11 protein-coding genes are annotated in these 10,879 nt (G+C 61.4%); all 11 read right to left on the reverse strand.

The genetic code is table 11. The features are described 5' to 3' along the window. Positions 1–116: 116 nt before the first annotated feature. A complete protein-coding gene (locus AB7E65_RS08255; protein ID WP_407058542.1) occupies positions 117–1,181 on the reverse strand; it encodes a flagellar basal body P-ring protein FlgI in 1,065 nt (354 codons plus the stop codon). Between the two features lie 155 nt (positions 1,182–1,336). Further along, complete coding sequence (locus AB7E65_RS08260; RefSeq protein WP_320360654.1) at positions 1,337–2,032, reverse strand: flagellar basal body L-ring protein FlgH; 696 nt, start codon at positions 2,030–2,032, stop codon at positions 1,337–1,339. Position 2,033: 1 nt separating this feature from the next. Further along, positions 2,034–2,753, reverse strand: a complete 720-nt coding sequence (gene flgA / locus AB7E65_RS08265) for a flagellar basal body P-ring formation chaperone FlgA (protein ID WP_428745634.1) — start codon at positions 2,751–2,753, stop codon at positions 2,034–2,036. Positions 2,754–2,766: 13 nt separating this feature from the next. After that, positions 2,767–3,552, reverse strand: a complete 786-nt coding sequence (flgG, locus tag AB7E65_RS08270; protein WP_072285591.1) for a flagellar basal-body rod protein FlgG — start codon at positions 3,550–3,552, stop codon at positions 2,767–2,769. Positions 3,553–3,652: 100 nt separating this feature from the next. Continuing rightward, positions 3,653–4,390, reverse strand: coding sequence for a flagellar hook-basal body protein (locus AB7E65_RS08275; RefSeq protein ID WP_428745635.1), 738 nt, complete (start codon positions 4,388–4,390; stop codon positions 3,653–3,655). A 34-nt stretch (positions 4,391–4,424) separates the two neighbouring features. Next, the gene (locus tag AB7E65_RS08280; RefSeq protein ID WP_072285589.1) at positions 4,425–4,817 is read right to left on the reverse strand and encodes a hypothetical protein; all 393 of its coding nucleotides are present in this window, start codon (positions 4,815–4,817) and stop codon (positions 4,425–4,427) included. A 5-nt stretch (positions 4,818–4,822) separates the two neighbouring features. Beyond that, on the reverse strand, positions 4,823–5,590 hold the full coding sequence (locus AB7E65_RS08285; RefSeq protein ID WP_428745636.1) for a FliA/WhiG family RNA polymerase sigma factor: 768 nt from the start codon (positions 5,588–5,590) through the stop codon (positions 4,823–4,825). Beyond that, entirely contained in the window at positions 5,587–6,498 is a 912-nt protein-coding gene (locus tag AB7E65_RS08290; RefSeq protein WP_072285587.1) for a MinD/ParA family protein, read from the reverse strand. The genes AB7E65_RS08285 and AB7E65_RS08290 overlap by 4 nt, the downstream gene beginning before the upstream one ends. Next, positions 6,495–7,751 (reverse strand): flagellar biosynthesis protein FlhF, encoded by a 1,257-nt coding sequence (flhF, locus tag AB7E65_RS08295; RefSeq protein WP_072285586.1) that lies wholly within the window; start codon positions 7,749–7,751, stop codon positions 6,495–6,497. The genes AB7E65_RS08290 and flhF overlap by 4 nt, the downstream gene beginning before the upstream one ends. After that, positions 7,741–9,825 carry a flagellar biosynthesis protein FlhA gene (gene flhA / locus AB7E65_RS08300; protein WP_428745637.1) on the reverse strand — a complete coding sequence of 695 codons (2,085 nt, stop codon included), beginning with the start codon at positions 9,823–9,825 and terminating at the stop codon, positions 7,741–7,743. The genes flhF and flhA overlap by 11 nt, the downstream gene beginning before the upstream one ends. Positions 9,826–9,889: 64 nt before the next feature. After that, the coding region (gene flhB / locus AB7E65_RS08305; protein ID WP_428745638.1) for a flagellar biosynthesis protein FlhB at positions 9,890–10,879 on the reverse strand (990 nt) is incomplete at its 5' end.

A 10,879-nucleotide genomic window follows, 5' to 3' on the forward strand; every position in this document is an offset into this window, starting at 1 on the left:
GCAAAAATCCTGGGCGCGGTTTGCGGGACGCGGGACGCGGAAAACCCTTTGATGGAGCAGCGTCGCGCCAACTGGCAACTTTCGCTGCTGGGGCGGCGCGTTAGGGGCTGACGCTTTTACAGAACGACCAGTTCCGCATGCAGCGCGCCGGCGGCCCTGATCGCCTGGAAGATGGCGATGAGGTCGCGGGGGGTGGCGCCGATGGCGTTGAGTGCCCGGGCGACGTCGCCGATGCTGACCCCCATTTCCATCACCACCAGGTTGCCGGCTTCCTCGGTGGCTTCGACGGTGGTATCGGGAACCACCACGGTTTCCCCCCGGGAAAAGGGCATGGGCTGGGATACCTGGTCGTGTTCGCTGATCACCAGGTTGAGATTGCCGTGGGAGACGGCGACGGTGGCGATGCGGACGTCCTCGCCCATGACGATGGTGCCGGTTTTTTCGTTGACCACGATGCGCGCCATGCTGTCCGGCCGGATGGCAAGACTTTCCAGGCGGGCGATAAAGTTCACCAGCCGGTCCCGCTCGTCCTCGGGGATGTGGATCTGCAGGCTGCCGCTGTCCCTGGGGTGGGCCAGTGGTTGTTTGAAATGGTTGTTGATGGCTTCGGCCATGCGTTTGACCGTGGTGAAATCCGGCATGGAAAGCTGATATTCAAGCTTACCGCCGGGATCGAGGGCGAAGGGCACTTCCCGTTCCACCAGCGCGCCGCCGGGGATGCGCCCCACCGTGGGATGGTTTTTCTGCACGGTGGCGGCTTTGCCGCCAAACGCCAAACCGCCCACCGCCAGAGGGCCCTGGGCGACGGCGTACACCTGGCCGTCGGGGCCTTTCAGGGGGGTCATCAGCAGGCTGCCGCCGACCAGGCTGTCGGCGTCGCCGATCGAGGAGACCAGCACGTCGATGGCCGACCCTGTCTTCGAAAATGGGGGCAATTCCGCCGTGACGATAACCGCAGCCACATTGTCGACCTTGACGTCGTTGGCATTCACGGTGACCCCGAGGCGTTCCATCATGTTGACCAGGGAGCGGACCGTAAACTCGGTGCTGGCACTGTCGCCGCTGCCATTGAGGCCGACCACCAGACCGTAGCCGACCAGCTGATTGCTGCGCACCCCCTGCAGCCGGGCAATATCCTTGATGCGGGTCGCGCCGGCCGGTGTGCAAAAGGCACACAGCATCAAGCCGGAGCAGAGCAGGGCAAGCGTATGTCGAAACATAATCGGAATCCTTTGTAAAATCAGTGATTCGTGATTGGTGATTGGTCACCGGTAACCGATGTTCGGTATTTTTACTAATCACGAATAACTAATCACCAGTCACTGGTTTAAAGCCTCTAAAACGGCCAGATATGATCCAGCACGCGGGTCATCCAGCCGGGGCGCTGCTTGTCGCTGATTACGCCTTTGCCGGTATAGGCGATTTTGGCATCCAGTATGTGCTTGGAGTTGACCACGTTCTGGGAGTTGATGTCCGATGGGCGGATAATGCCTTCCAGCAGAATGATCTGGTCCTCGTTGTTGACGGTCACCGTCTTGCCGCCGGCGATGCAGAGGTTGCCGTTGGGCAGTTCCTCGATAACCTGGGCGGTGAGGGTGGCGACCAGGTCTTCCTTGCGCGAGGTGCTGCCGGAACCGTCGAAATCGTTTTGATAGCTGGTATTGACCAGGCTGGCCGGATCGATGAACCTGTTGAGATTGGCGATATTGCCTTCGATGCCGAACAGGTTGGTAAGGCCCGCGGACATGCTGCTGGAACGGCCGGTGGCGGTGCTGGCCTCCTTGCTGGCGCTGGCCTGTTCGTAAATGGCCACGGTAACGATATCCCCCACGTGCCGGGCCTTGTTGTCCCGGAACAGGCTGCCGCGGCCTTCGGTCCACAGGGATCCGGGGGCCGCGGGTTGTTCCGGCTGAACGTGGCGCGCGGCGATCTGCCGATGGTGGCCCTGTTGCTCGGCGATGCGTGCGTTGGAACAGCCGGTCATCGACATCAGCATGGCGAGAAGGGCCCAGTGGCGCAGCGCGAATTTCATGTCAAAACTCCACTTCCACGGAAGAGGGTGCCGTCACCCGGCAGAAAAGCTCTCTTTGGGAGCTGATGTTTTTGACCCGGATGGTATCGTCCTCGGCGCCGTTTTCCTGCGCCAGACCTCTTGCCGTAACGGTCAGGGGACCCGTGCTGGCGGTGATGGTGACCATCTCGCCCCGTTTTACCAGGGGCGGTGTGTCGATCCAGGTTCCGCTAAAGGCGGAACCCATGCGCATCGGACGCCGCAACTTCTTGCCGATCAGGGCTTCCGCGTCAAGACAGGGGGAGCGCAGCCCCGCCAGGTCCATGGTGACCATGTTGATATCTTCGTGGTCGAGGATGGCGCCTCGCGGCAGATCGGTGGTAGCCACTGCCACCGGCGCCAGCGCTTCCAGGTCGGCATACAGGGTCATGTTTTTGACGACCCGGCCATTCGCCCGCAATATCAGGTTGAAGCGGCGGCTGTCGAGCAAGCGGGGGCTGGATGGGGTGACTTCCCAGTGCAGGCGTCCGGAGGGAACGGCAAACGGCGTGATGCGCTGAATATCCCGCAGGCGGATTTCGGCGCCGGGATAACGTTTTTGCTGCCGCTGCAGATAGCCGGTCAGGATTTCGCGCACTTTCGCGTCATCGACCTTTGCGGTTCCGGCGGCGCTGGCCGTTGCGGGGAAGTTCAGGGTCATCAGGAAAGCCATGAGCACTGCCATAGGTCGAGCCACGGACATTCGGCGCATCCTTTTATACGAGGTTGTTGGTCATCTGCAGCATCTCGTCGGCGGTCTTGATGGCTTTGGAGTTGATTTCGTAGGCGCGCTGGCCTGCGATCATGTTGACCATCTCTTCCATGATGCTGACGTTGGAGCCTTCCAGAAAACCCTGAGAGAGGCTCCCGAAACCGTCTTCGCCGGGATTGCCGGTCACCGGGGCGCCGGTGGTCGGGGTTTCGGTGTAGAGGTTGTGGCCGATGGCGTTGAGGCCGGCCGGGTTGCTGAAGCGGGCCAGGGTAATGGTGCCGACCTGAGTCGGCGTACTCTCGCCGTCGAGCATCACCTCCACCGAGCCGTAACTGCCGATGGATACCCGGGTAGCGTTTTCGGGAATGATGATTTCCGGCGACAGTGGATAGCCGTCCGACGTTACGAGCCTTCCGGTACCATCCTTTTTGAAGGCGCCGGCGCGGGTATAGGCGGCATCGCCGTTGGCCAGGGTGACCTGGAAAAATCCGGCGCCCTCGATGGCGACATCGAGATCGTTGCCGGTCTGCTGGAAATCGCCGGTGGTGAAGACCTTCTGGATGGAGGCGACACGGCTGCCGAGGCCGACCTGCACACTGGTGGGCTGCTCCACGCCGGAGTCGCTGCTGGTGCCGGCCATTTTGACGGTCTGGTAGAGGATGTCCTGGAAATCGGCGCGGCTTTTTTTGAAGCCGGCGCTGTTGACGTTGGCCAGGTTGTGGGCGATCACATCCATGTTGATCTGCTGGGCTTCCATGCCGGTGGCCGATGTCCATAACGCCCTGATCATACTGCAGACTCCTTTGCGCCTTGGCGCTTGCTGCCCCGGGTCGCGACAGCGCGGCCGCGTGGGGGAAATTCGGAAATGACTTTGTTTCGGACGGTTCGTCTTATCCCAGACTGCCGAGCTTGTTGGCTTCCGAAGCCAGGGTGTGGTAGGTCTTGAGCATTTTCTGGCAGGCCTCGAAAATGCGTGTCGACTCGACCATGTGATTCATTTCCTGCATGAGGTTGACGTTCGAGCCTTCCAGTTGTCCCTGAAAGATGTGCGGCTCTTCAACCCGCACCTCCAGTTCCTGTTCGCGCCCTTCGGGTACGCTGAACTGTCCTCCCCCCTGGCGGATCAGCACGGAATAATCGTCGAAGGTATACAGGGGGATGCGGGTTCGCTGCCCGTCCTTCTGCTGGATGGTGCCGTCTTCGGTGATGGTGATTTCGGGATCGGCCAGCACGATGGGGCGTCCGTCCTCGCCGGCCAGGGACATGCCCTGAGAGTTGATCAGGCGCCCTTCGCTGTCGAGGCGCAGATTGCCCTGGCGGGTGTAATACATGCGGCCGTCATCGTTCAGCACTTTGAAAAGGCCTTCGCCCTGGATGGCGATGTGTGTCGGCACGCCGGAAGGCGACAGGTTGCCCTGGGAAAAATCGGTAAACCCCTCCTCGATCTCTGCGAGGTTGACCCGTTCCACCGTATCCCCGGTGGCGGCTCTCTCAAGCATGACCTTGAACACCGACTGGCCTTTTTTGAAGCCGACGGTTTCGTTGTTGGCCAGGTTGTTGCAGACGGTGTCCATCATTCTCTGACGGACAATGGCCCCTGACAGGGCGATATAGGTTCCTCGATTCATAGGGCCTCGTCTTGGTTTTCGGATCGATAATCTTTTATCGACCGAACGGCGCCATTTCTTTAGGGGCCTTTGCCGCATCGGGGCGCGATCGGTTGATTTTGCTCAGATTCACAAGCTGTCGCACCTCCGCTGGGGGCAGTCCCAGCAGATCGGCGATCTGCTGGGCCGTCATCCCCTGGCCCAGCAGATCGGCGGCCAGTTTGTAGCGGTCCGGCACGGCGCGGTGGAAGGGGTTGCGGTGCAAGCGTTCGCTGAGGGCCGCCTGCAGCAGGGGCGCCTGGAACGCGGAGCACGGTTCCGCTGCCGGTGTCTCCCGGTGCAGCTGCCGTTCAAGGCGCCGCAGTCGCAGTGCCAGCGTCACGGCGACGCCGACCCCGGCCAGTCCGAGCAGGGCTGCAAGTATGAGCACGATCAGCAATGGCGACATCGGAATCAGCGTACCGGGTGGAGCTGCGCGGCCGCGTCGCCCTGCGCCCGCCTGATGTAGGTCCGCAGTTTGAGCAGTGCCTGGCTGTGCAGCTGTGACACACGTCCCTCGGAGAGTTCCATGACCTCGGCGATCTCTTTCTGGCTGAGTTCTTCATAGTAGAGCAGGGACACGACCAGACGTTCCTTCTCGGTGAGCCGGTCAATCTGACGCGCCAGTTCCTGGGTGAGCTGACTGTTTTCGACCATCTCCACCGGGCACGGGCTGTTCGGATCTTCGATGCTGTCGAGCAGGCTGGGGCCGTCGGCCGTGTCTTCGATTGTCTCGTGCAGGCTGACGCAGCCCAGGTAGCTGACCTCGCCGAGCAGTTGACGGTAGGCGTCAAGGCTCATGTCCATTTCGGTGGCGACCTCCGCTTCCTCCGGCGGACGCCCCAAACGCTTTTCCAGACTTTCGATGGCGTGGCAGACCCGCGATTGTTTCTGGCGCATGGAGCGTGAAAACCAGTCCATGCGGCGAACTTCGTCCAGCACCGCGCCGCGCATGCGCTTCTCGGCAAAGGTTTTGAAAAGCACTCCCATACTGGGTTTGAAGCGGTTGGCAGCGTCGACCAGCCCCACCATGGCGGCGCTGGCAATGTCTTCGCGCGTCATGAAGGCCGGAACCTGGCTGACCATGCGTTCGGTCAGAAAACTCACCATGTGCAGGTGGCTTTTGATCAGACGGTCCTTTTCCTCGGCTCTGACGGGAGAGTAAGCGGGTCCGAGACTCATGGCATGCCCCTTTCGCCGGCGGCCAGCAGACGTTTCCAGAAAAACTGCAGCGTGCCCTTGGGCAGCACATCCGGCGGCGCGTCCATGATGTAGCGGGCAAAGGCGGTGAACGCCTGGCTGGTTTTGCTGCCCGGATACAGCTCGACCATGGGGCTTTGCCGGCGGATCGATTCCCGCAGGCGCTTGTCGAAAGGTATGCAGCCCAGATAATCGATGCTTATGGAAAGGTAGCGGTTGGCCACCGTGGTCAGTTTCTGGTAGACATCGAGCCCTTCTCCGGTGCCGCTTACCGAGTTGACGATCAGTTGAAACTGCTTCTGGTGGTAACGGGTGGAGAGCAGTTTCATCAGGGCGTAGGCATCGGTGATGGCCGTCGGTTCGGGGCTGGCGATGATGATGGTTTCCTGGGCGGCGACGGTGAAGTAGGTGACGTTTTCGGAAATACCCGCCTCGGTATCGATCAGCACCACGTCGAATTCTTCCTGCAGGCCGTCGAGGTCTTCAATCAGGCGCATGCGTTGCCGGGCATCGAGATGCGTGAACTGCTGCACCCCGCTGCCGGCCGGCAGGATCTTGATCCCCCAGGGGCCTTCGACCATGATTTCTTCCAGGCTCTTGAGGCCTTCGAAAAAATGGTTGAGGTTGTAGCGCGGATTGAGGCCGAATACCACGTCGATGTTGGCCAGTCCCAGATCTGCGTCGATGATCAGCACCTTTTTCCCGAGTTGCGCCAGGGCGTAGGCCGTGTTGGCCACCACGGCGGTTTTTCCCACCCCGCCTTTGCCACTGGCCACGGCGATAACGCGCGCCGGCGGCAGGGCGTGGCGGATCCCTTCCGTTTCAGCATGCAGTTCCTTCAGGGAACGCAAGGTTTCAGCCTGATCGGCATGCTCGTATTGCGTGTTCATACGGCCTTCTCTCGGTAACTGCCGGTGATGAAGCCGGTAATGGCTTCGACATCCGCTTCCATGAAATCTTCCGGCACCCGCTGTCCGAAGGTCAGGTAGGACAGGGGCAACTGCCGGGTCAGGGACAGGTTGAGCAGCGCGCCGCACTGCTCGCACTCGTCCAGCTTGGTGAAAACCAGGCTGTGCAGGGGAATGCGGCTGAAACGCTGCACCGTCTCGGCAAGCTCCCGGTCGCGGGTGGTCGCGGATACGACCAGATGGTTTTCCGTTTCGGCCTTGCCCAGAAAGGCGGCCAGTTCGGCGATGCTCATGTCATCGCGGGGGCTGCGTCCGGCGGTGTCGATAAGGATGAGTTCCTTGTCTGCGTGTCGGCTCAGGGCCTGGTGCAGCTGCTCCGGGGTGGTGACCACCTCGACGGGGATATGCATGATTTCCCCATAAACCTTAAGCTGTTCCACGGCGGCGATGCGGTAGGTGTCGATAGTGATCAGGGCCACGCGGCCGACCCCCTTGAGCAATTGTCCGGCGGCCATTTTAGCGATGGTGGTGGTTTTCCCCACCCCGGTGGGGCCGACCAGCGCAACGCGCTTCTGGCGCCCCGGCGCGATGCGGACGGCGCCGCTGACATGGACCAGCCGGCCGATGGCGTCGGACAGAAATTCGCGAATCCCCTGCGGGTCGCCAAGCTGGCGGGGGGAAAGATTCTCCCAGGCATACTGTTCCAGGGTCGCGGCCGCTTCACCGCTGATGCCGAGGCGCTCCAGTTCGTTCTGCAGCAGCCCCATCTCCTGTACCTCGGTTCCGGCTGGCCGTTTCCTTGGCGCGGCTGCCGCGATCGCCGGCCCGGGCGGTGCCGGTTCGGAGGGCCTGGCCAGCTGCCGCACGAGAGCCTTGAGTTCATCGATTTCGTTGCGCACATCCCTGAGACTGTCCTCAGGCTGCCGGGGGACGCTGGCGGCGGTCGCCGGCTTCGGCTGTGGCTGTGTTTCCGGCTGCCGCCACAGATCCTGGTAGCTCAACTCGTCCATCTCCGCCGCCGGTACGATGCCGGGTTTGGCCTGTGGTTCGGAGAAGGACTCGGTATCCGCCGAGTCGATGGCCGCGGTGACCTCGCACAGCGGCTTGCGGAATACTCCCAGCCCGCTCTTGCGCACCGTGCGGGTTGACAGGATCAGGGCATCCGGGCCCAGGGCTTCCTTGACCTTTTTCAGGGCCAGGGCCATGGTTTCGGCTTCAAACACTCTAACCAGCATTGATACTCACCGTTCCTACCGATTGCACCCTGAGGTGAGGGGCGATCTCGTTATGGGACAGGCACACCAGGTTGGGCAGGTAGCGTTCGGTCAAGCGCTTGACATGCGGTCGAATCGTTGGCGGACACAAAAGAACCGGCGTGGAGCCGCCGCCGAGAGACTGCATGACGCCGCCCAGACTCTCCAGAAACGCCTGGGCGGTACCGGGATCAAGGGCCAGATAACTGCCTTCGTTGGTACGATGCACCGATTGTTCGATGGTCTCCTCGAGCTGCTGGTCCAGGGTCATCAATTCCAGCAGTTCGCCGTCCCGGGCGTGGCGGCCGCTTATGGCGCGGGCCATGCCCTGGCGCACCTGTTCGGTGAGCAGGTCGGGATCCCTGGTGGCGCTTCCCCAGTCGGCCAGAATCTCCAGGATGGTGCGCAAGTCCCGGATCGAGACCTGTTCGCGAAGCAGATTCTGCAGAACCTTCATAATGCATCCCAGCGGCAGGGGGTTGGGCGTCAACTCTTCAACCAGTTTCGGATAGCTCTTGCCAAGGTTGTCTAGCAAGTTCTGTACCTCTTGGCGGCCGATCAGTTCGTGCGCGTGGCGTTTGATGATTTCCGTGATGTGGGTGGTAATCACGGTATGGCCGTCGACCACCGTGTAACCGGCGATCTGCGCCCGTTCCCTGAGATCCTCGCCGATCCAGGTGGCCGGCAGGCCGAAGGCCGGTTCCGTGGTCGGCACCCCCTTGAGGGTTTCGGTGGCGATCCCCGGATTCATGGCCAGGTGATGATTGGGCAGGATCTCGCCGCCGGCGATGCGCATGTTCTTCAGGAGCACCGCGTATTCGTTGGGTTTGAGCTGCAGGTTGTCCTTGATGTGAATGGGGGGGATGATGAAGCCGAACTCCAGCGCGAACTGTTTGCGGATCGACTTGATGCGTGGCAGCAGTTCGCCGTTCTGGTTGGCGTCCACCAGCGGAATCAGGCCGTAGCCGACCTCCAGTTCCAACAGGTCGACGGACAACATTTCCTCGTAGTTTTCCTCCTTCGCGGCCTGGGGCTGACGTTCTTCCCGGTAACGCTCGATTTCCTGTTCCGCCAGGGATTTCTGAACCCTGTGGGCGGTGAAGGCCAGGCCGGCGGAAATCAGCAGAAAGGGCAGGGTCGGCAGGCCCGGAATCAGGGCGAAGGCCAGCAGGATGCCGGATACCACCCACAGTGCCTGGGGATGAATGGTGAACTGGGATTTGAGGGCACCGCCGAAATCCTCATCGCCGGCGGTGCGGGTGACGAGGATGCCGGCGGCGGTGGAGATGATCAGGGCCGGGATCTGCCCCACCAGGCCGTCGCCAACGGTAAGGATGGTGTAGGTTTCGGCCGCTGCCGCGGCTGGCATGCCCTTTTGCACCACGCCGATGATGAAGCCCGCGCCGATGTTGATCAGGGTGATGATGATGCCGGCAATGGCGTCGCCCTTGACAAATTTGCTGGCGCCGTCCATGGCGCCGTAAAAGGTGGCCTCAGCGGCGATTTCCTTGCGCCGGTCGCGGGCCTGGGCTTCGGACAGCAAGCCGGCATTGAGATCGGCGTCGATCGCCATCTGCTTGCCGGGCATGGCATCCAGGGTGAAGCGGGCCGCCACCTCGGCCACGCGCCCGGCCCCTTTGGTGATGACCATGAAGTTGATGACCACCAGGATGACGAACACCACCACGCCGACCACGTAGTTGCCGCCGACCACGAACTGCCCGAAGGACTGGATGACCGAACCCGCCGCCGCCGGACCCTCGTTGCCCCGCAGCAGAATCAGGCGGGTCGAAGCCACGTTCAGGGACAGGCGGAACAGGGTGGTGGCGAGCAGCACCGAGGGGAACAGGGCAAACTCCAGGGCCTTGTTGGTGTACAGGCAGATGATCAGGATCAGCAGCCCCAGGGTGATGTTGAGTGACAGGAATATGTCCAGCATGAAGGACGGCAGCGGCAGAATCATGACCATCAGAATGGCCACCAGTCCGACTGCCACCATCACGTCGCTGCGCAGCAGCAGGTTTTTCCAGTCCAGTTTTCTGTAGTGATCAAGCATTTGAAACCTATCGGTTGTCGGTTGTCAGTTGTCAGTTGTCAGTTGTCAGTTGTCTAACGCCTGTTCAACGTTTTTTAAGTCCGTAAACGTAGGCCAGTATTTCCGCGACCGCAGCAAACATCTCTTCCGGCACCTCCCTGCCGAGTTCGATCTTGAACAGGGCGCGGGCGACGGGTTTGTTTTCCACCAGCGGCACCCTGTGTTCGCGGGCGATTTCGCGGATGCGCATGGCGACGGCGTCGGCGCCCTTGGCCACCACCTGCGGCGCGTTCATGCGGCTGCGATCATAGGCCAGGGCGACGGATAAATGCGTCGGGTTGGTGATGATCACGTCGGCCTTGGGCACCTCCGCCATCATGCGGCGCCGGGCAGCCTGAAACTGCAAAGAGCGGATGCGCGACTTGATCTGCGGATCCCCTTCGCTCTCCTTGTGCTCTTCCTTCTGTTCCTGCTTGGTCATTTTCATTTTCTGTTCCATCTCCCAGCGCACGAACAGAAAGTCGAACAGGGCCAGCAGGATCATGATGCCGCAGGCGCGCAGCAGGATACGTCCGGCCATGCTTGCCAGAAATCCGACGGTATCCCGGATATCCATGTCGACCAGGTCGAGAGCCTGTCCGAATTCCGAGATGATGACCTTGTAGGAGACCACTCCCACCAGCAATACCTTGAGCAGGGATTTGACCACCTCGATGATGGCGCGCCTGGAAAAGATGCGGCTCAGGCCGCTGACCGGGTTGATCTTCGACAGTTTCGGCGCCATCGGTTCGGTGGTGAACAGCCAGCCGATCTGCAGATAGCTCGACAGAAATCCGACAACCAGGGTGGTCAGCAGAACCGGCGCCAGAAGCCGGGCCATCTGCCCGGCAATGCGGCCGAACAGCATCACGGTCGCCACCGGCGTGACTTCGAATTCGCCGGCAATGCTCCACAAGTGACCCAGAATGCCTTGCAGGGAACGCCAGAAACGCGGGGCGTAAAACATCCACAGCAGCAGCATGCCAGTCATCAGGGCGGCAGTATGGACTTCCCTGCTTTGCGCCACCTGGCCTTT

It is taken from the genome of Syntrophotalea sp. (genome assembly GCF_050253115.1).
Classification (GTDB): Bacteria; Desulfobacterota; Desulfuromonadia; order Desulfuromonadales; family Syntrophotaleaceae; genus Syntrophotalea; species Syntrophotalea acetylenica.